A 20523-nucleotide genomic window follows, 5' to 3' on the forward strand; every position below is an offset into this window, starting at 1 on the left:
ACAAACCACCACAAGAACCCTCATCACGGAATCTCATCCATGTGAGATCGATTTCGCAGCGGATCCTGGGGTATGTAATTATCCGGGTTGCGGTAGTCCTCCAAGAACAGCCTTTCATTCTCGATGGGGTCAGGACTGTACTCGTGATTGAGATACTTGTCTCTCATCTTAGCATACTCTTTACCGGGTTTGTGTCCCATGTCCCATCCAGAATCCATGTCATTGTGCGGTTCACCCGGCTCCCACTCGACAACCCTCTCTTGGTTATTTATGTCCCTGACGATTACCTCTCCATCCTCATTCCTAGCAGCCTCGAAGACGCGTTCTTCCTGGCTCGGTATTCCGTTGGCTGGATCTCCCGGGTCGTATGAGGGACGCGAGTTCGCATACGGCATTCGAGTCCCGTTCGAATCATACCCATACGAGTTTGGCTCACCGGTAGGTGGAAGCCCATTCGGGTACCCATTCCCACGGTTCTCAGCAACCCATGTTTCAGAGGAGGGATCCCAGCGCATCTCCCAGCCACGACGACCAGCAGAATCCTCAGAAAGCAATGGCTCTCCGGTGCGATGATCCAACGGGTTCCCATCTTTATCACGCGGAGCATCCTCTAGAGCCTGCCTCACATCGTCAGCAGTATACGGGCGCGGCGCATCCTTCGCCGGAACAGTTTCCGTCGCGTGCTTTCTTTCCGCGCTGCCAGATTCACCATCACCATCTACCCCATTACCAGCCGAGTCGCTTGACTCGCTCCGACGAGCCGTGACATCGCCATCGCCATGCGACCCGCTACTGGAAGAACCAGCAGCATCGCCATGACCACCAGTCGCATCCGGCGCCGGAGCAGACGATCCAGCCTCAGGCGCGCTATTATCAACCGCAGCACGCTTGGCCGCGCCCGTCTCAGGAGCATCATTGGCACCCACCGAATTGCCGGCCTCGGCACGCTGCGGCACCTCGGAGGAACTTCTAGCACTCTCCACGCCAGAACCAGACTGATTTGACGGATCATCCCCACCATGAGCAGTCTTGGCAGAGCTAACAGATTCTGATCCGCCCAGGTCTGGAGCGTTGTGGTGCGATGTATCTGGCAACACTGAATGGTCAGCAGAACTACCAACGCCGTTGAGATCTGGCCCGCCGTCACCAAGAGACGGAGCATCAACACCACCAGCGCCGCCACCTCTAAGATCAGAGGTTACACCCCCCATATCGGGAACAGAATGAGTTTTCCCCAAATCGTGGAGAAGCATGTTATCGACCGCGGTCGATGCTCGAGCAACCACGCCAAGACTCTCACTTGCCCGGGAAGCTACTCCTGCGCCTCTGACACCAATATCTGCAGCAGCTTTCGCGACATATGAGCCACCGGGGAGAATGGTGTCTGCGATAATTCCGGCTGTTCTCGCACCATAACGCGTAAATCTCGCACCCCTGCTGACATCAGCCCCGACCGCACCCGCCTTGCCAAGATCGGCACTCGGAATGAAAAAGGAGCCGACGTTTATCACCGTGGAAGACGCTGCCCTGACGGGATCATCTCGCCACGCCGCAAGAGGTTTGTCCGAGTTGGGGTAGATGTTGAAGAGACCACCAAAAGCATCCTCCAAGGGCGCAACCATTGTCTCATACCAAGCGAAAACTTGATTCTCTTCAGCGAGCTTCCCCAGAGGATCTACACCGATCTCCTTACCGATCACTTTAAGAGGATAGCTGATCGAAACACCAGCGAAGCCGCACGAAAGAAGAAAAGCAAGCCCAAGTTTGCCCACACCAAGGACTGACTGACCTGCGTGTGAAAAATCTCCCAAGTCACCTGTACGCGGGTTGTAACTAAGAAATGAGAGGCCACCATTTACAATGCCAGCGACACCATCCCAGATACCCATCGCTACTGACTGGCCGCAATTACTCGCCTCTCGTTCGGTTCTCTGCCCCCAAGGGAGGGCTTGCCCGTCTAACTCAGCCCCAGTAATATCTGTCGGAAGTTGTTCGATGTCATCCGAAACCAGCCCGTTGATGGTATTTGCGCACTCATTCTCGGCATTGATGATCTTTGCGACTTGATCATTGATCTTGGCGATCCAGTGGTTATTCTCGTCAGAGTACCTTTCAGGCGCACTGAACCAATCGGCATGAATTGTTTGCTTTTTCATTTGCGATAACGAAGAGTTGGGTATGTATTCCACAACAGTCTTTGTCGTGTCTTCGCCCGCCAATGCCTTTTTACGAAATTCTCGCACGCCTTCACGCACGGCATCAAGATCGGGCTTTATCACATCAAGCGCATCGGCAAAATCATCAAGTGCGTCAGCTGCACTACTGAGCGCTGTTTCCACCCCATCGGCAGAACTCGACGCAGGATCAAGCAGGTTGTATACCGTTGATGACTCTGGCGCCTCATAAACACCAGGTGATTTGAGTCTTGCCCACTCTGTCACTATGTCATCGACATTGTCACCAACAGCTGTGCTCATGTTGCGCAACTCAGTCGCGGCATCCGTCACGTAACTTGTATCGATTTTGGGGATCATTTCCGGGTCAACCAAACCGGAAGCGCCGCCCCCGTCCATACTCATGGTCATCGATGCTGCCATTACTAGATCCCCTCGAGATCATCGATTCTTACTGGAAGTTACTCGCCTAGAACGTTGTTCTCTTTGAAGAAAGTGAAATCGCCGGTCTGAGCCGCAGTGATCATCTCAGACTGGAAGGTGGCGGCCATCTCCTCATTGCCTTGGTTGTACGCCACGGTCGCGCTCGCCACCCCCCAGGCGCCTGCTTGTATGTAGTTGCCAATCGAGGTCAGATCATCACCCAGCGAGGCGATAAGATTATCCACCGCCGTGGGCACCGAACCCATCACCGAGTTGACGCCGGCCGACCCCTCGGTCGCCCCGCCTGTCAGGCAGTTCTCCAGATCGGTGAACTCGTCCTCACTCAGACCTTCTTGGAACTGATCCGCGTAGGTCGTTACGTTATCCAGGACGACCTTCACCTGCGCGCCGTCGATCTTCCAGCTACTCATCGTGTCACTTCCGTTCCATCACGCGTCCGCCCAGCCTGCGCGCCAGCTCGGCGCAGATCACCCGCCCAGTGCGGGAATCGGCATAGGGCAATGCCATGTCGGTCCACACCTGCCCGGCCCGGACGTCCTCGAACGTCCCCGTGGCCTCTCGAGCCACGGCCAGGGCCCTGGGTGGCCACCAAGTGAGGATGCCGTCGTTGTTGTGGTCGCGGAGCAGACAGGACCCGTCGACCAGTTCATGCAGCTCTCCGCCAGGGATGATCGCGGTGATAGCCGCCTCCCAGTCCTGCCAGGTGGGTGCGGTGCCGCTCAGCAGGACGAGTTCAACGGCCATTGCCAACCCCGTTTCCGTCCAGCCCGAGGGCATGGCTGAGGCCGGGCAGTCCGACACTGCGGAACACGTCGCAGAGCTGCCTCCACGGCGCTTCATCGCCGAAGAAGGGCACGAGCACGGTCGGAAGCAGCGAGCGGCCCAGACGCATCCCGCCGTGCCGGGTGACGATCTCGTCGACGTCGAGACCAGACTCCTTGATCGCCCACGGGCCCGCCATGATGCCCAGCGGGTACTCGGGTCGCCGCGAGCGCACGTGCTGGTAGCCGTCCGGGTCATCGTCAATGAGCGTTGTCATGGCGAACACCGGGGTGAACGCCTCGTGAACCCTCCGCAGCACGGCCGTGGACAGCTCGACGGCCCGTTCGACGGCCTCGCCGTAGGAGCCAATCGGCACGGTGCCGCACAGGTGCTCGCTCAAGCCAGAGGCGCCGCGCTCGTACTGGAGCGTCGCCACCGCGCCGGGCGCGGGCGCCGAGAGCCGGTAGATCGGCGTGCTCGGCATGTGGCGGCGGGCGTCCATGGTGAGCGCCCGCCGATCCCACGGCCGGCTGAGCGGCTCGGTGAAACCCAGCAGATCGGGGGCCGGGGCCCCAAGGGTCGCGAAGACGAGTTCGGCCAGGGAACCCACCCGCAGCTCCTCGGTCGCCCGGTGGTGCACCATGATGTCGAAGCCGACGGCTCCGGCCGCCTGCGGGTCGACACCGGGCATGTCGAGGCGGGGCAGCCGGCTCATCGCGACGGGATCGTCGAGCTGATCCAGCGTGTCCAGGTCGCGGCCGGTCAGGGCGTCCATCATGTGCCCGTCGGCGCGCATGGTGACCCACGAACCCATTGAGGCCGCCATCTCGAAGCCGAGGAGGCGGCTCAGGGCGGCGTCCTCGTCGGTGACGAGGACGGGGCGCAGCTGCTGCATGCGGGCGAGCAGCAGGAACTGCCCCAGCGCGGGGCTCAGGTCGAGGCGCTTGCGGTAGCTGTGGTAGACCACCGCGTTCGTCGCGACCCCATCGATAACGGGCAGCTGGCCGAACCGAAGCGGCGCCTGCCCGCTTGTCACTGTTGTGCTCACAGGTGGACGGCGCTGCCGGCTCGTTGGAGGGCGGTCTGGGCGACCTGGTCGGACTCCTCCATCGCCCCGATCAGCTGAGCGATGATCTGACGCACCTCATGCCCGGCCTTGTTCCAGTTGTCCTCCAACTGGTGCATCTGGTCGGACACTCCCTCTGCCTCGTAGTTCGCCATGAGCGACTTCACATCGGCGTCGTGCGAGTCCAGCACCGCAAGCAGCTGGGCGGCCGCGGCCCTCATGTTCGCCCCAGCAGTCTGGGAGTCGGCGATGTTGTAGTCATTGCGATCGGCGTCGTTCACATTGTCAAAACCTGAGTAATCCATGACAGGCACACTCCAAAAAACAGAACGGATTGGGAATCAAAGACGAAACGAGGAAGACCACGAAAGGCAGACCCGAGGGAAGCGGTCAGACGTTGCGGGCCACCGCGGCGTCGAAGTTCGCGCCGGCCTGGCTGCTGCTGAACACCTCGGTGGCCTGCTCGGCGTGCTGCTGGAACGCCCTGCCCTGCTCGTTTGTCGAGTTGAGGATGCCCTGCAGCGAGGTGTTGAGCATGTCCGCCACCGCATTCGCGTTCTGCTTGAACGAGTTGAACGACGCCTTCACCGGCCCGTTCATGCTCTTGGCGACCGGCTCTGCCGCCTGCACGAACGCCAGCACCATCGCCCCCAGGTCACTGCTCGACGCGTCGGTCTTCTTCGCATGGTCCGACAACGCCGTGCCCTGCATCGCGAACTTCATACCCATGACCGGTCAAGGCCTCCTTCATGCTGACCCCGGAGCACACGAACCACCGGGGCGGGGTGGTCAGACGTGGACCGAAAAAACGGCCGCAAACGTGCAGTACGGTACCGATCAGGCATCCCCTTGAGCAGCACATTCCGACACCGACACGCCCCCAGAAAACCCCCACAGACACCCCTAAGGGACAGGCGAACCCCTCGTCACACGGCGTTTCACCGTGACTGGCGGTGAACCCCCGGCTTGGGATGCAGACCGGCGGCCGGTTCGTCTCCCATCAGCGGTTAGGCTGAAAGACGTCTCAGCCAGCCCCCCGGAAGAGGTCATCATGCCAGCCACCGTCCCCACCATCGTGTGTGGGCGCTGTGGCACGCCCTTCGTCGGCACGGCGGTCTGCGGCAGCTGCGGTCACCCGACCACCGCCACCTGGCCCTTCGACACCGAGGAGTGGCGCACGCGGCTGCGCCCGGCAGACCAGGAGCGCCTCATCGCGGCGCTCGCCCTCGACGCCCTGTGTCTGCTCGTCCCGGTGGTGGCCCTGGTCGTCGCCGCGGCGCGCGGCGGCTGGCACCCGTGGGCCATCGTCCTGGTCGCCGTGGCGCTCCTCGGGGCGCTCGCCGGCCTCGGCCTGTGGTGTCTGCGCGACTGGGGGCGTTTCGTCGGTGGGGCGGCCCTGCGGCTGCGCACGCTCGACAGCCTCACCGGGCTGGCGCCGTCCCGGTTCGTGGCCCCGCGGCTGCTGCTCGTCGCCGACGCACGGACCGAGGACCCCCTCCTCGTCACGGTCCCCCACCTGGGCGATCTGAGGGCCATCGCGAAACCGCGCTCGCTGCCGACCCCCGCCACCACGCCCCCGGCGCAGCCCGCGGCGCGCCCCCCGGGCTGCTTCGTGGCCACCAGCCAGAAACTGACACCGCTCGTCGGCCCGCTGCTCGTCGGCCGCTACCCGGTGCGCCAGATCGGCGCCGAGCCGCTGCCCACCCTCGAACTGCCCGACTTCACGCGCACGATGAGCCGGGCGCACGTCCTGCTCGAGAACGAGAACGGGCGTCTGTGGGCCACCGACCTGGACTCCGGCAACGGCACCCGCATCCGGCGCCCGGGCGAGCAGCCGGTGGCGATGGTGCCGCGCATGCGGATGCCGATCATCCCCGGCACGCGCATCGACTGCGGCGAGCAGAGCCTGTTCATCACCGACGGCAGGAGGGTCGCATGATCGACCGCGACCGCATCCTCGTCGAGGCCACCCGCACCCGCCGCCAGCGGCTGCTGTCGGCCCTCACCTTCGGCACCCTGCCCGACCGGCGCACCGTCACCAACAACGTCGGCCGGTTCGTCGGCTCGGCGGTGCTGGCCGCGGTGATCGGCGCCGGCTGCCTCGGCGGCTCGTTCGTCGTGAACACCCTGCAGGAGCAGAAGATGTCGACCACCTCGGCGAACTACCGATCGGCGATCCAGGGCACCTCCACCCTCGACGAGGGCACCAGCGTCGACCCCCGCACCGGCTACCCGATCGACCCCGAGACGGGCTGGGCCATGGCCCCCGACGGCCTCGCCTACGACACGAGGAGCGGATGGCAGGTGGACACCCGCACCCGCAGACTCATCGACCCCACCACGAAGTACCAGGTGGACCCCGAGACGCTGCAGGTCTACCCGAAGGAGCGCACCTGATGGACTACACGCGGGTGACGGTGCACGGATCGCAGCACCGCGGCGATCTCGTCGTGCCCAGCTCGGAACCGCTCGTCACGGTCCTGCCCCGGCTGCTCGAGATGCTGTCCGAGACCAGCCCCGGGGGCGCCGGCGTGGCACTGACCACCTCCGAGGGCATCCAGCTCGACACGGAGCGTTCCCTCGCCGAGCAGCAGGTGCGCGACGGGCAGCTGCTGCTCGTCCGCCCCGCCGACCAGACGCCCCCGCCCCCGCAGGTCTCCGACCTGGTCGGGGCCACGGCCGACCGTCGCAGCTCGTCCCGCGGACGCTGGTCGCTCGACACGGCCCGCCTGTGCGTCGTGCTGCTGGAGGCGCCGCTGGCCGGGCTGGCCACCTGGCAGGCCGGTTCGGCGCTGCCCGCCGCCGCGGTCACCGCCGCCGTCGTCCTCGTACTGCTGGCCGTCGCCGCCTGCCGCGCCTGGCGGGCCTGGCCCGCGACGGCGGTCGTCTCGGCCGCAATCGGAGTCGCCGGGACGGTCGGGGCCGGCGCCGTCGCCGGGACCGACCTGTCCGGCGCCCACCCCGTCCTGGTGCCCGCCGCGACCGGTCTGGCCTGCGCCTGGCTCGTCGTCGCGCTGGCCCCCGGTCTCGCCGGCGGGCAGCGGCCGATGCTCGCCACGGGCGTGGTCGGAGCCGTCGGCTGCGCGGCGCTGCCGATCCTGCTGGCCCTGGGCATGGGCGTCACCGGGGTGGGCGCCGTCATCGCCACGGCCGCGGTCTGCGGGCTCGGGCTGGTGCCCGCCGCGGCCCTGTCGCTGTCGGGCCTGACCGAGCTCGAGGACGCGGCGATCGCCGGCAGGCCCCCGGCCCGCGGCACCGCGCAGGAGGCCATCGACGGTTCGTTCCGCGCGATGACCGGGCTGACCCTGGCGCTGGCCGTGCTGGCCGCCGGCGGACTGTGCCTGCTCGTCGGATCACACCCCTCGCAGTGGGGCTGGGGGCTGGCCTGCGCGCTGGGGATCGTCATCGTCTGCCGCACACGGTTCTTCCCGTTCACCGCACAGGTCGTCGCGCTGGCCGGTGCCCTCACCGCCCTGGTGGCGGTCCTGCTCGCCTGCACGCCGCTGGCCGGCCCGCTACGTGGCCTGGTCATCGCCGCCGTCGCCGCGGCACTCGCCCTCGTCCTGGTCAAACCGGTCCCCGAGCACACCGCGGCCCGGGTGCGCACCTGGGCGAACCTCGCCGAGCTGATCGCCGTCGTCGCCACCGTGCCGCTGCTGCTCGGCCACTTCGGCGTCTTCTCCGACCTGCTGGAGGTCTTCTCACGGTGAAGGCCCTCTCACTGCTCAGCTCAACGCCCGGGGCACGGCTCGACTTCCTGCTCGACGCCGACCGGGCCCTGCACGGCGCCGTCCCCCTGGCCCGCCGCGTCGCCGTCGTGAGCGTGGACGGCGGGACCGGCTGCTCGACGATCGCCGCCGCGGTCGCCACCACGATGGCCGGCCGGCACCGGGGCCCGGTGGTCCTCGTGGACGCCGGCCGCAACGGCCCCGGCGCCGGCGTACGGGCCGGGCTCAGCGACGACGCCCGCCGGCTGGCCGACGAGGAACTGGCCGCGGCACGCGCCGGCGTCGAGGGCGACGAGCCGCGCCCGCCCACCACCCTGGCCGAGGCCATGACCGGCCTGCCCCGCACGGCCTCCGGGCTGGCGTGCCTCGACTTGACGCGAGAAACGTTCCCGGGCTGTCTCGACCTGCGCGACTGGGCTGACAGGCTGGCACCCATCTCCCGGTTCCCGGACTTCGTCGTCACGGACTTCGGGGTGCGCGACCGTGACGAACTGAGCACGATCGCCGCGTCCAACCACGCCACCTGCCTCGTCGCCGGGGCCTCACGCGAACGCCTCACCCGGGCCATCGCCCAGGCCACCTGGCTCGAGGACGAGGGGCACGCGCCCCTGGTGTGCATCAACGACACCCGCGGCGGCGTCAGCAGACGACAGCTGCGCCTGCTCAGCCGCGCCCTGCCGCGCCCTGCCGTCCTCATGCCGCACGACCCGACGCGGCTCGGCGCGGACCCGGCGCGCAGCACGGCCCTGAGCCAGCGCAGCCGCAACGCCGTCCTCGAACTGACCGCCTCCCTCATGACCGCCTGCCAGCAGACACCCGATGCCGGAGGGGGCATCGTCCCATGAGCCTGCGCATCATCCACCGCCCAGCCCGCGTCACCGAGCCGCTCACCCGGCCCGAGCCCCGCACGATCTCGTCCCCGCCGAGCGCCGGCGACGGGCCCAGCGGCGGCATGTCCACCCAGCTGCTGCTGCCCATGGTGGGGGCCCTCAGCTCGACACTCATGATGGTCGTCATGCGCAACGGCCAGCCGGTGTACATGCTCATCGCCGCCGTCGTCCTGCTCGTCGCCATCGTCAGCGGGGTGCTCATGACCTTCAGCAGCCGCGGGCAGGCCATCCGCCAGCGCGCCCACCAGCGCGAGCTCTACCTCGACTACCTGGAGGGCATGCACGCCGAACTGGACGAGCAGGTTCAGCAGGTGCGCGAGCAGGCGGTCGCCAGCTGCCCGACACCGGACGGCCTCATGTCGATCATCGTCGACCCGGCGCGGCTGTGGGAGCGGCGCATGGGCGACGCGGACTTCCTGTCCCTGCGGGTGGGCACGGCCGACCTGCCGTGGATCAGGCTGACCATGAACGACGCCGAGTCGCCCATGAACCCGCCCGACCCGGTGCTGGCCGGCGAGGCCAGGCGGCTCATCGACGGCCACCAGGTCATCGCGGGCATGCCCGTCCGCCTGCCCGCCGACGCCGCGGGCGACATCTCGGTCATCGGCGACCGCGCCGAGGTGCTCAACGCGGCACGCACGCTGCTGTCCCAGGCCGCCGCCCTGCACTCGCCCGACGACCTGAAGATCGCGCTGGCCTGCCCGCCGTCGCGTATGGACGACTGGGCGGGCCTCGACCAGCTGCCGCACATGGTCAACGCGCGCCTTCTCGACGGGCCCGTGCCGGCCCGCCGCGTCGCCCCGGACGTCGGCTCCCTGGCCCGCGTGCTGGGCGCCGAGTTGACCGACCGCGTCGAGCAGGCCGGCCTGAGCCGCCGCTCGATGACCGCCTCCCCGGTGCACACGCCCCGCATGCTCGTCGTCATGGACGAGTGGGGCTCCAACGCCAGCCCCCTGCCGCTGCCCGACAGCGCCTTCGGGCCGGCGGACGTGGGCATCACCGTCATCCACCTGCTGCAGGACCGGCTGCACGAGCCGAGCGACGTCTCGGCCCGTCTCGCCGTCGGCGAGGGCGGGGCGCGGCTTGAACTCCTCGGGCGCGAGCCGGCGACGATCGGCCCCATCGCCGTCGACCGCACCAGCCAGGCCCGCATGACATCCCTGGTCCGTACCCTGTGCCCGCTGCGGCTGCGCCCCGAGGACCGCGTCGAGGAGCAGGAGACGCCGGTCATGAACGTCCGCCAGCTGCTCGGCATCGATTCGCCCGACGACATCAGCAAGGATGCCGCGTGGGCGCCGCGCTCGGCCGCGGACTTCCTGCGCGTGCCGATCGGCCTGGACGACCAGGGCTCCCCCGTGCTGCTCGACCTGAAGGAGAGCGCCCAGTTCGGCATGGGCCCGCACGGCATCTGCATCGGCGCCACCGGCTCGGGCAAGTCCGAGATGCTGCGCACCCTCGTCCTGGCCCTGGCCATGACGCACTCCCCCGAGGACCTGTCGATGATCCTCGTCGACTACAAGGGGGGCGCCGCCTTCTCGCCCTTCACCGACCTGCCGCACCTGGCCGGCCTCATCGACAACCTGGCCGACGACCCGCACCTGACCGAGCGCGCCCGCGCCAGCATCCAGGGGGAGGTCGTGCGCCGCCAGCAGATGCTCAAGGACGCCGGGCACCTGCCCTCCATCACGCACTACCGCGAGGCCCGCCGGCAGGGCGCCGACCTGCCGCCGATGCCGCACCTGTTCGTCGTCATCGACGAGTTCGGCGAACTGCTCACCGCTGAACCCGAGTTCAGCGAACTCTTCCTGCAGATCGGCCGCATCGGCAGGTCGATCGGCGTGCACCTGCTGCTGTCGAGCCAGCGCATCGAGTCCGGCAAGCTGCGCGGCCTGGACACCTACCTGTCGTACCGGCTGGGTCTGCGCACCTTCTCCGAGAGCGAGTCGCAGGTGGTCCTCGACACGAAGGACGCCTTCCACCTGCCGGCCGTGCCGGGGTACGGCTATCTGAAGGTCGACACCTCGGTGTACCGGCGCTTCCGGGCCGGCTACGTCTCGGGGCCGGTCGAGGAGGACGAGGTCGACACCGACGTGCAGGCCGAGTTCGCCGAGCCCTTCGCGCTGCCGCTCTACAACACCATCGCCGCCGGCCGGACCAGCGGCGACGTCGAGGCGGCGCCCCAGCTCACCGAGCCCGAGGTCGGCCAGAGCCTGGTGGACGCCTGCGTCGCGCGCCTGCGGGACGACGCCCGCGCGGTGCGCCCGGTCTGGCTTCCGCCGCTGCCCGAACGCCTGACCCTCAACGACGTCCTCTCCCAGGACGAGCCCGACCCCGGACTGTCCGCGGTGATCGGCCTCGTCGACGACCCCGCGCACCAGTCCCAGCAGCCGTGGCGGCTCAGCCTCACCACCAGCGGCGGCCATGTCGCGGTGATCGGCGCCCCCGGCTCGGGCCGCTCCACCTTCCTGCGCACCCTCACCGCCTCGCTGGCGCTGACGCACACCCCGCGGGAGGTCAGCGTCTACGGCATGGACCTGACCGGCGGCGGTCTGGCCCGCCTCGAGGGCTTCCCCCACGTCGGCGGCGTGGCCACCCGCGGCAGCCGCGACCGGCTGCGACGCCTCGTCGAGGAGCTCACGGGCATGCTCACCCGGCGTGAGAGGCTCTTCCAGGAACGCGCCATCGAATCGATGGCGCACCTGCGCCACCTGCACGCCCAGGGCTCCCTGCCCGAGCTGCCGAGCGCCGACATCGTCGTCCTCGTCGACGGCTTCGGCCTGCTGCGCAACGAGTTCGAGGAGCTCTCCGACCAGGTCAACGACCTCATCGTGCGCGGCAGCAGCTACGGCCTCCACTTCGTCATCGCCCTCGGGCGCTGGAACGAGCTGCGCATCAACCAGCAGTCCCGGTTCGGCACCCGCCTGGAGTTCCGCCTCAACGACCCGACCGACTCGGTCATCGACCGCAAACTCTCGCAGACGATCGGCGCCGACCAGCGCGGCCGCATGCTCACCGACGACAAGCTGTTCGCCCAGCTGAGCCTGCCGGTGCTCGACGACGCGGCCGACGAGGACCTCGGCGACGCCCTGTCCGAACTGGCCAAGCGCGTCGCGGGCACCTGGGGAGGGCCGGCGGCGGCGCCCATCCGCCTGCTGCCGGTCGCGCTCGACCCCGCCCAGCTCACGCCCCCCGAGCAGGAACCCGACGCGGTGCCCTTCGGCGTGCGCCAGGACTCCATGGAGGACGCCTTCTGGGAACTGCTCGACACCGACCAGCACCTGCTCGTCCTCGGGGACGCCCGCTGCGGCAAGTCCACCCTGCTGCGCACGTTGGCGCGGGGCCTCGTGACGAGGTTCAGCAGCGACGAGCTGGTCATCGCGGTCATGGACTCGCGCGGCACCGTCCCGGCCGCGATCCCCGAGGAGTACCTGGCCGGCCATGCCAAGAGCACCCGGGACGCCGCGGGGCTGGCCGCCTCGATCGCCAAGGAGCTGGAATCACGGACGGCGATGACCCCGGCCGAGCGCGCCAGGTCGCCGCGAGTGGTACTCATGGTCGACGACTACGACATCCTCAACGCCGGCGGCACCGAACCGCTGCACCCCATCGTCGCCTACCTGCCCTCGGCCAGGGATCTGGGCTTCAACGTCGTCCTCACCCGGACGGTGGCCGGGATCACCAGGGCCCTGTACACCGAGGCGATCCAGGGGCTGCGCGACACCGGCGGCACGACCTTCCTCATGTCCGGCGACCGCTCCGAGGGGCAGATCATGCCGCGCGTCTACGCGCAGACCATGCCGCCCGGCAGGGGCCAGCTGCTGCGCCGCGGGCAGCGCCCGGTCATCGTGCAGGCCGCGTGCGAGCCCGGTTCGGCCTCGGGCGACCGGCGGCACGAGGAGGTCGCATGAGCACCCAGTCACTCCTCGTGGCGGGCACGGCCGGGGGTGCCGGGACGACCACCGTCGCCGCGCTCATCATCGCCCTGCTGCGCTCCCGCGGGATCCCCACGGCGGCCTGCGACCACTCGGGCGGCACGCTCGGCCAGCGCATCGCCCCGGACGAGCCGGCCGCGCAGGGCCCCGCCGGCAGCGAGATGCAGGTCACCGACGCGGGCCGCATGGAGGCCGCCATCGCCGACGCCCTCGAAGTGCCCGAGTTCGCGCTGTGCCTGGTCAGCGGCCCCGGCATCGCCGCGGCACAGGCCACCCGGGCCGCCGTGGACGGCCTGCTCGAACGGTTCGGCCAGCAGATCCGCCGCCGCGTCCTCGTCGTGGTGTGCGCCTCCGCCGCCATGCGCCGGCGCGATGAGCAGCTGGCCCGCGAGATCCTGCGGCCCGACATCGAACTGCCCCGCTCCCCCGTCCTCGGATCCACCGGCCCCATCAGGCTCGACCTGGCCGACAAGGCGCTGGCGTCGGCGCTCGACAGGCTGGGCGGCCTGCTGGCCGGTTTCGTCCGGGTGCCGACCGCCCCGCAGGACGAGGACTGGCCCACCAGGATCACCAGGATGCCGGAGCCGGCCGGGGCCGAACCCGCCACGCCCCAATCCCCCGTGGCGGCTGCTGACAGCCCACCCACTCCGGCCGGGATCAGCGCCCCTGAACCCGCCGAGGCCACCGCCACCGGGCCAGGGGACCGGGTCGTTGCGCCCCGTACCCTGGCCGCCATGGCAGCCGTTCCCGACGGCCCGCCCGAACCCGCTCCACGGAGCGCCGTCTCCCCGGCCCAGGTCCCCATGGCCGTCGTCCCCGACGGCCCGCCCGAACCGACAGCGACCGGCCCGCTCCCCGCTCGTGGCGCCCCGCCTGACCCGACGCCCCTCACCGCCGCACCCACGCGGGGCATCGCCCCAGAACCCGACGAGCCCCTCGAGCCCGAGGACGCCGCGCCGGCCCGGGCGGCCCGGCGGGCGCCCGAGGACCCCGGGGAGCAGGACGAGCCCGTGCCCACCGGCCAAGAACGGGCTCGCCGCGGCGACGTGCTCGGTTAGATTTGGTTTCCGGAAACATCGTTCGGTGCCGCGCCCGACGGAGCCCCGGGTGGCCCCGACGCGCACCGCTCAGACCGGAGGAGTCCCAGTGACCGGAATCGACGTCACGCAGCAGGCGAGCATCGCCTACCAGGCCATGCTCAAGGTCATCGAGACCTCTGAGCCCACCGTCGCCGAGGCCATCCGCCAGGAGCTGACCGACCAGCGCACCTCGCTGAAGCTCATCGCGTCGGAGAACTACGCCTCGCTGCCGACACTGCTCGCCATGGGCACCTGGTTCTCCGACAAGTACGCTGAGGGCACCGTCGGCCACCGCTTCTACGCGGGCTGCCAGAACCTCGACACCGTCGAGGCGGCCGCGGCCCGGCACGCCGAGGAGCTCTTCGGCGCCGACCACGCCTACGTCCAGCCCCACTCGGGCATCGACGCCAACCTCGTGGGCTACTGGACCATCCTGTCGCACCGCGTCGAGACGCCCGGGCTCGCCGAGCTGGGGGCCAAGAGCGTCAACGACCTGTCGGAGCAGGACTGGGAGGAACTGCGCCACCGGCTCGGCGAGCAGCGTCTCATGGGCATGAGCCTCGACGCCGGCGGCCACCTCACCCACGGCTTCCGCCCCAACATCTCGGGCAAACTGTTCCACCAGCGCAGCTATGGCACCGACCCGGCCACCGGCCTGGTCGACTACGACGCGGTCCGCGCCCAGGCCCGCGAGTTCAAACCGCTCGTCCTGGTGGCCGGGTACTCGGCCTACCCGCGCCGCGTGAACTTCGCCACGATGCGGGAGATCGCCGACGAGGTCGGCGCGACCCTCATGGTCGACATGGCACACTTCGCCGGCCTGGTCGCCGGGAAGGTGTTCACCGGCGACGAGGACCCGGTGGCCAACGCCCCGGTCGTCACCACCACGACCCACAAGTCCCTGCGCGGCCCGCGCGGCGGCATGGTGCTCGTCGACGACGAGTTCGCCGCCGACGTCGACCGCGGCTGCCCGATGGTGCTCGGCGGGCCGCTCGGCAACATGATGAGCGCGAAGGCCGTCGCCCTGGCCGAGGCGAAAACGCCCGCCTTCGCCCAGTACGCCCAGGACATCGTCGCCAACGCCAAGGCGCTGGCCGAGGGGCTGCTGCGGCGGGGCGCCACGCTCGTCACCGGCGGCACCGACAACCACATCGTGCTCGTCGACGCCGCCACGAGCTTCGGCCTCACCGGCCGGCAGGCCGAGTCCGCGCTGCTCGAGGCCGGCATCGTCACCAACCGCAATGCGATCCCCCGCGACCCGAACGGCGCCTGGTACACCTCGGGCATCCGGCTGGGCACACCGGCCCTGACCAGCCGCGGGTTCTCGCCCGAGGACATGGACCGGGTCGCCGGGCTCATCTGCGAGGCCCTCGAGGGCACGCGGCCGGCGGCCAACAGCAAGGGGCTGCCCGGCAAGGCCAAGTACGCCATGGCCGACGGCCTGGCCGCCCGCGTCCACGCCGAGGCCGACGAGTTGCTCGGCAACAACCCGCTGTACCCGGGCCTGGAGCTGTGACAGGCCTGCCGCGCCAGTGATCCATGAATGCGGGGCCGCGCTCGACGCGGCCCCCGCATTCTCGTGCGAGCCGTCACAGCGCCTGCTGAGCGACCACTGCAGGCGGCCCGGGCCGGGGAGACGATGCCGGGCCCTCAATGACCGTGCAAGGTCCCTTCCTCGACCCGGGGACCAGGCGGTACGGGCTCCCCCGCACGCCGAATCAGCATCGAACCCACCGGTGCACCAACGGGGACCCCGTGCCGGCATGTGCACATGTATCCCCGATCAAGTGAGAGTGTGCACGGCGCGGACATGCGCCCCGCAGGAAGGACCGGAGGCATAAAGTCATGACTGAGCGGCGCGACGCACCGCCCCTCATGCACTCTCAAATCGGAGCCCCCATGATCTGGTTTCATCTCGTCATCCTGCTCGTCTTCCTGTTCGCCGGTTCACGCCTCGGCGGCGTCGGTGTCGGTCTGGCCGGCGGCGCCGGCACCCTCGTTCTCATCGCCACCGGCCTGTCCACCGATGTCGACGCCGACATCCCCTGGACGGTGATCGGCATCATCATGCCGGTCATCTGCACCATTGCTGCCCTTCAGGTGGCCGGCGCGATGGACCACCTGGTCCATCTCACCGAGGTGATGCTGCGCAGGCACCCGAAGCAGATCACCTACCTGGCCCCGCTGTCGACCTACCTGCTGTCGTTTCTGTGCGGCACGGGCCACACCGCCTACTCGGTGCTGCCGGTCATCGTCGAGGTCTCGAAGGAGAACAAGATCCGCCCGTCCCGGCCGCTGTCGATCGCCGTCGTCGCCTCGCAGATCGCCGTGGCCGCCTCGCCGATCTCGGCGACCACCGCCGCCCTGCTCACCTCGGTCGAGCAGACCCGAGGCATCGGCTACCTGCAGATCCTGGCGATCGTCATCCCGACGACCTTCATCGGCTGTGTCGTCGGCGCCGTCGTCGCCTCCCGGCAGGGTCGCGAACTCGAGGACGACCCGGTCTACCAGGAGCGCGAGGCCAAGGGCCTGGTATCGCACACCTCGGCCTCGACGATGAGCTCCGACTACCAGCCGGCCAAGGGCGCCATCACCAGCCTGTGGATCTTCCTCGGCGCCGTGCTGCTCATCGTCGTCTACGCCACCCTCAGCTCTGACCAGATCGGCATCATGGAGAACCCGCCGATGGACGCCACCGGCGCGATCATGCTCATCATGCTCACCTGCGCCGCCGTGATCTGCCTGGTCTCGCGACACGACGTCGCCAAGATCGCGAGCCAGTCCACCTTCCGCGCCGGCATGAGCGCCGCGATCTGCATCCTCGGCGTCGCCTGGATGGGCAACGTCTTCTTCGGCGCCTACAAGGACACGCTCATCGACGCCACCGGCGGCGCCCTGCACGCGGTGCCGTGGCTGTTCGCCGTGGTGCTCTACTTCGCCTCGCCGATCCTGTTCTCGCACGCCGCGACGACGAGGGTCTTCATCCCGCTGGCCGTCACCATCGGGCTGAGCTCGCCGACGATCATGGCCTGCTACCCGGCAGTGGCCAACTACTACCTGCTGCCGAACTACCCGACCACCGTCGCCGCCATCGAGATGGACGACACCGGTTCGACCAGGGTGGGCAGGTTCGTGCTGAACCACCCCTTCGTCGTGCCGGGCACGGTGTCGATCGCGGTCATCGTGGCGCTCGGCTTCCTGTGGGCGCCGATCGTGCTGTGACGGCGACCGTGGCGGCCGGCTGAACACCGCCGGGCTCCGGAGGGGCCGGGGGACACGGATGCTCGTGTCCCCCGGCCCCTCGTGTCCTCCCGGCCCGTGGCGGCGTCGATCATCCGGCGTCTCATCCCCGGAACGGATGCCCGATGAGCCCTCGGCGCGATGGAATCGGAGCATGCTCGACCAAGCGATCACATCCGTCCTCGTCGGAGGGGCCCTGTCCCTGGTCATGTCCGTACCCCTGGTGATCCACCAGTACCGCCGGTTCGGACGCCTCTCGGCCGGCCGGTTGGCATGGACGGTCCTCACCGTCATCTACCTGACGGCGCTCATCGCCTACACCCTGTTCCCGCTGCCCGCCATGACCGAGGCGTTCTGCGCCGGACGTTCACGCGAGTTCCTGCTGAACCCGGTGACCTACTTCGCCGACATGGCCCGCCATCTGGCGGGCATGTCCCCGATGGAGGCCCTGGCCAGCTGGGACGTGCGTCAGATGGTTCTCAATGTCGCACTGTTCGTGCCACTGGGCCTGATCTGCCGCGAGTTCATGGGCTGGGGTCCGCTGCGCTCGCTCGTGACCGGATTCGGCGTCTCGCTGTTCATCGAACTCACCCAGTTCACCGGGAACTGGGGTCTGGCGCCCTGCCCCTACCGGATCGCCGACATCAACGACCTCATGACCAACACCGCCGGCACCCTGGTGGGCATCGGCATCGCGGCGCTCACCCCGCGTCTGGTCGCCGACGCCGGCCATCTGGCCGCGCGCCGCGGCGAGGCCCGGCCGGTCACGCGGGCGCGCCGCTGGCTGGGCATGGCGCTGGACGGCATCTACTGGTCGTGGGCCTTTCTGCTGGGCATGGCCTGCGGCGTCGTCGCCTGGACCGGCCTGCACGGCCTGCCGATGAACGCCCGGCTCGACTACGGGAACGAGATCCAGCGCTGGGGCCTCGTCGGTGCCGTGGCGGCGGAGTTCGTCATCATCGCCGTCCCGGCGCTCGTCGGCAGCGGCGCCTCGCTCGGCCAGCGCACCGTCTACCTGCGCCCGGCACCGGCCTCCCGGCTGCGCCTGGTGGCCCGCGCCATGGTCGTCGGCGGCGCCATGTGCCTCGTCTCGAACCTCCAGCCCGTCATGACGAGCCTGTGGACGATCGCGGCCGTCGCCAGCGTCTGGTTCGACACCCGAGGGATCAGCGGCCTCATCACCGGCTGCCGCATCATCGACGCCAGGAGCCTGGACGGTGAACCGGCCCGGCCCGCCGAGGAGCAGGCCGATTCCGGTCCGGCCGGCGGGGGCGGCCTCGTCAGCCTCGCGAGTAGAGGCGACCCTGCATCGTCGTGACGAAGTTGCGCAGCGAATCGGGCAGGTCCGACAGATTCCAGTCGTCGGGCGCGTGGTACCAGGACAGGTCCTCGGGGTCGGGAACGCCCGGGTCGTCGTCGGCGGCGGCCAGGGCGTCCAGCCAGCGGCCGAAACCACCCAGGACGACCGAGTACGGCAACACCGAGGAGATCTGCTCGTAGGCGTCCTGCCGGGGGAACGAGTCGGTGGGTTTCGTGGTGAGTTCCATGGCCAGCAGTTCGAGACCGCGGACGACCCGCACGCCGGCCAGCGTGCGGCGCGGCATCTTCTGGGCGGTGTAGATGAGGCCGAGGCTGACGACGATCAGCGACAGTCCCAGCAGGCCGAAGGTTGTGAAGGCCACGAGCAGGACGAAGGCGACGACCGACAGGGCCAGCATGGTCCAGCCGGCGACCCCCCAGCGGGTGCGGGCCGCGTCGGGCCGCCCGGAGAACCAGCCCTTGGCGACGACCTCGTCGTACAGGTCGTTCTGGATGTCCCGGACGACGGCACCCACCACCGGGGCCAGCTCGGAGACCCGGACCGACGTGGTCTGGTCGCCGACGAGGGCGTCAAGCAGTTTCTGCTCGTATGGGTGCAGCTCATCCACGGCGGCCCCGCTCGTCGGGCTGGTGCGTTCGAGCAGCCAGTCGGTGGGCTTGTTGGGACTCTCGCTGGGCAGCTGGGTGATCCGCAGGTAGCCGCGGACGGCCAGGTCGAGGACGCTGGCGGTCAGGTCGACCGGGTCGACGTGCTCGTCGACGATGGTGCCGATCTCACCGGGCCGGACGTCGTCCTCGAGGGAGAAGCGCACCTTGCCGGCGGCGACCGGCTTCCAGCGGGCGACGACCGAGGTTGCCTTGGACGTGTTCGCGTGGTCACGGCCGAGACGACGGTGCAGGCCCCACAACAGGGCGCCGCCGAGCACCAGGGCGCCCAGGCTCACGACGAGCTGCAGCGGGCGGGCGGTGAAGGCGCGGTCGAGGCTCCAGCGCTGGGTGAGCATCTGGTTGGGGGCGACGGCCGAGGACGGGACCTTGACGGTGAGTTCGAGAACCTGTCCGGCGCCGAGGGCGCCGTTGGTGAAGACCGGCCACGGGTCCTCGAAGGTCCCGCCCCGCACCGTGGAGCACCTGGTGAGGGCGGCCGGGGCGCCGGCCTCGCAGTCGACGTCGGCGATCGAGGCCGGGGTCTCGGAGTCGACGGTGAAGCTGCCGCTGACCTCGCCGACACCGACGGACAGGCCCTGCACCATGCGCCACTGGACGGTGGTGAGGGTCTCGGCGTCCTTGACCTCGGCGCCGGCGAGGGCGGCGCCCTGCACGGTGTAGCTGACGGTGAGCGTGTCGCCCTCGGCCTGGGAGGCGTCGACGGTGATGACCTGGTAGTCGCCGTCCGTGGTGCTGGTGACGCCGGCCGGGGAACCGTCCGCCTCGGCGGTGACGTCGGAGATCTCGTACCGGTAGACGGTGGCGTTCAGGCCGTCGCGGGTCGTGGCCAGCCGCTGGGTGAGCTCGCCGGGCATCGAGCCGTCCGCGAAGGTGAACTCCTCCGTCACGGTGAGGGTGCCGTCACCGGAGACGACGCCGGAGACCTCGAGCGAGGTGGCGTTGTCGTCGGCCCGTGCCGTGCCGGGCACGAGGACCCCGAGCAGGGCGACCGCCGCAGCCAGCGCGCCTGCCGCGCCGCGCCGCGCCGCGCGCAGGCCGTGAATGTTGCGGGTGTGAGCCATGAGGCCACCTTTCTGGTCGGCCGATCCACTCGGCTCGGCGTCGATTCGTGCTGCGCACGCGCAGAACGGTCAGGGTGAGAAACAGCGATGAACCCTACGGAGAAACTATCCCACGTCCGGGTCGCAGAATCAGTGCACAGGCCGCGACCGGCCATGTC

The 20523-nt window shown here is 69.1% G+C and carries 16 protein-coding genes; 9 read left to right on the forward strand and 7 right to left on the reverse strand.

Features of this window, described 5'->3' with window-relative positions:
* Window positions 1–23: 23 nt before the first annotated feature.
* The 6 genes from PROPJV5_RS05325 to PROPJV5_RS05350 form a co-directional block, all read right to left on the reverse strand.
* Window positions 24–2597, reverse strand: a complete 2574-nt coding sequence (locus PROPJV5_RS05325) for a GH-E family nuclease (RefSeq protein WP_119715585.1) — start codon at window positions 2595–2597, stop codon at window positions 24–26.
* Between the two features lie 38 nt (window positions 2598–2635).
* A complete protein-coding gene (locus tag PROPJV5_RS05330; protein WP_119715321.1) occupies window positions 2636–3028 on the reverse strand; it encodes a DUF6507 family protein in 393 nt (130 codons plus the stop codon).
* Between the two features lie 4 nt (window positions 3029–3032).
* A complete protein-coding gene (locus PROPJV5_RS05335; protein ID WP_119715322.1) occupies window positions 3033–3362 on the reverse strand; it encodes a hypothetical protein in 330 nt (109 codons plus the stop codon).
* Window positions 3352–4416 carry a DUF6177 family protein gene (locus PROPJV5_RS05340; RefSeq protein ID WP_147385356.1) on the reverse strand — a complete coding sequence of 355 codons (1065 nt, stop codon included), beginning with the start codon at window positions 4414–4416 and terminating at the stop codon, window positions 3352–3354. The genes PROPJV5_RS05335 and PROPJV5_RS05340 overlap by 11 nt, the downstream gene beginning before the upstream one ends.
* 8 nt (window positions 4417–4424) lie before the next feature.
* A complete protein-coding gene (locus PROPJV5_RS05345) occupies window positions 4425–4727 on the reverse strand; it encodes a hypothetical protein (protein WP_119715324.1) in 303 nt (100 codons plus the stop codon).
* Between the two features lie 109 nt (window positions 4728–4836).
* On the reverse strand, window positions 4837–5175 hold the full coding sequence (locus PROPJV5_RS05350) for a hypothetical protein (RefSeq protein ID WP_147385357.1): 339 nt from the start codon (window positions 5173–5175) through the stop codon (window positions 4837–4839).
* 322 nt (window positions 5176–5497) lie between these two features.
* Here PROPJV5_RS05350 and PROPJV5_RS05355 point away from each other — a divergent pair, with 322 nt between their 5' ends.
* From PROPJV5_RS05355 to PROPJV5_RS05395, 9 genes are all read left to right on the forward strand, one after another.
* Window positions 5498–6385 carry an FHA domain-containing protein gene (locus PROPJV5_RS05355; protein ID WP_119715326.1) on the forward strand — a complete coding sequence of 296 codons (888 nt, stop codon included), beginning with the start codon at window positions 5498–5500 and terminating at the stop codon, window positions 6383–6385.
* On the forward strand, window positions 6382–6843 hold the full coding sequence (locus tag PROPJV5_RS05360) for a hypothetical protein (RefSeq protein ID WP_119715327.1): 462 nt from the start codon (window positions 6382–6384) through the stop codon (window positions 6841–6843). The genes PROPJV5_RS05355 and PROPJV5_RS05360 overlap by 4 nt, the downstream gene beginning before the upstream one ends.
* Entirely contained in the window at window positions 6843–8156 is a 1314-nt protein-coding gene (gene eccD / locus PROPJV5_RS05365) for a type VII secretion integral membrane protein EccD (protein ID WP_182858586.1), read from the forward strand. The genes PROPJV5_RS05360 and eccD overlap by 1 nt, the downstream gene beginning before the upstream one ends.
* Window positions 8153–9019 (forward strand): CpaE/TadZ family protein, encoded by an 867-nt coding sequence (locus PROPJV5_RS05370; RefSeq protein WP_119715329.1) that lies wholly within the window; start codon window positions 8153–8155, stop codon window positions 9017–9019. The genes eccD and PROPJV5_RS05370 overlap by 4 nt, the downstream gene beginning before the upstream one ends.
* A complete protein-coding gene (gene eccCa / locus PROPJV5_RS05375) occupies window positions 9016–12972 on the forward strand; it encodes a type VII secretion protein EccCa (protein ID WP_119715330.1) in 3957 nt (1318 codons plus the stop codon). Before PROPJV5_RS05370 ends, eccCa begins: the two co-directional genes overlap by 4 nt.
* The gene (locus PROPJV5_RS13030; RefSeq protein ID WP_119715331.1) at window positions 12969–14054 is read left to right on the forward strand and encodes a hypothetical protein; all 1086 of its coding nucleotides are present in this window, start codon (window positions 12969–12971) and stop codon (window positions 14052–14054) included. Before eccCa ends, PROPJV5_RS13030 begins: the two co-directional genes overlap by 4 nt.
* Before the next feature lie 88 nt (window positions 14055–14142).
* Window positions 14143–15591 (forward strand): glycine hydroxymethyltransferase, encoded by a 1449-nt coding sequence (locus PROPJV5_RS05385; protein ID WP_119715332.1) that lies wholly within the window; start codon window positions 14143–14145, stop codon window positions 15589–15591.
* A 383-nt stretch (window positions 15592–15974) separates the two neighbouring features.
* The gene (locus tag PROPJV5_RS05390) at window positions 15975–17297 is read left to right on the forward strand and encodes an anaerobic C4-dicarboxylate transporter family protein (protein ID WP_119715333.1); all 1323 of its coding nucleotides are present in this window, start codon (window positions 15975–15977) and stop codon (window positions 17295–17297) included.
* A gap of 172 nt (window positions 17298–17469) precedes the next feature.
* Window positions 17470–18633 (forward strand): VanZ family protein, encoded by a 1164-nt coding sequence (locus PROPJV5_RS05395; RefSeq protein ID WP_182858587.1) that lies wholly within the window; start codon window positions 17470–17472, stop codon window positions 18631–18633.
* On the opposite strand, the gene PROPJV5_RS05400 is transcribed toward PROPJV5_RS05395, so the two are convergent.
* Complete coding sequence (locus tag PROPJV5_RS05400; RefSeq protein ID WP_119715335.1) at window positions 18596–20365, reverse strand: DUF2207 family protein; 1770 nt, start codon at window positions 20363–20365, stop codon at window positions 18596–18598. The two genes, PROPJV5_RS05395 and PROPJV5_RS05400, sit on opposite strands and share 38 nt — an antisense overlap.
* Window positions 20366–20523: the final 158 nt, after the last annotated feature.

This window comes from Propionibacterium ruminifibrarum, from assembly GCF_900289195.1.
Classification (GTDB): Bacteria; Actinomycetota; Actinomycetes; order Propionibacteriales; family Propionibacteriaceae; genus Propionibacterium; species Propionibacterium ruminifibrarum.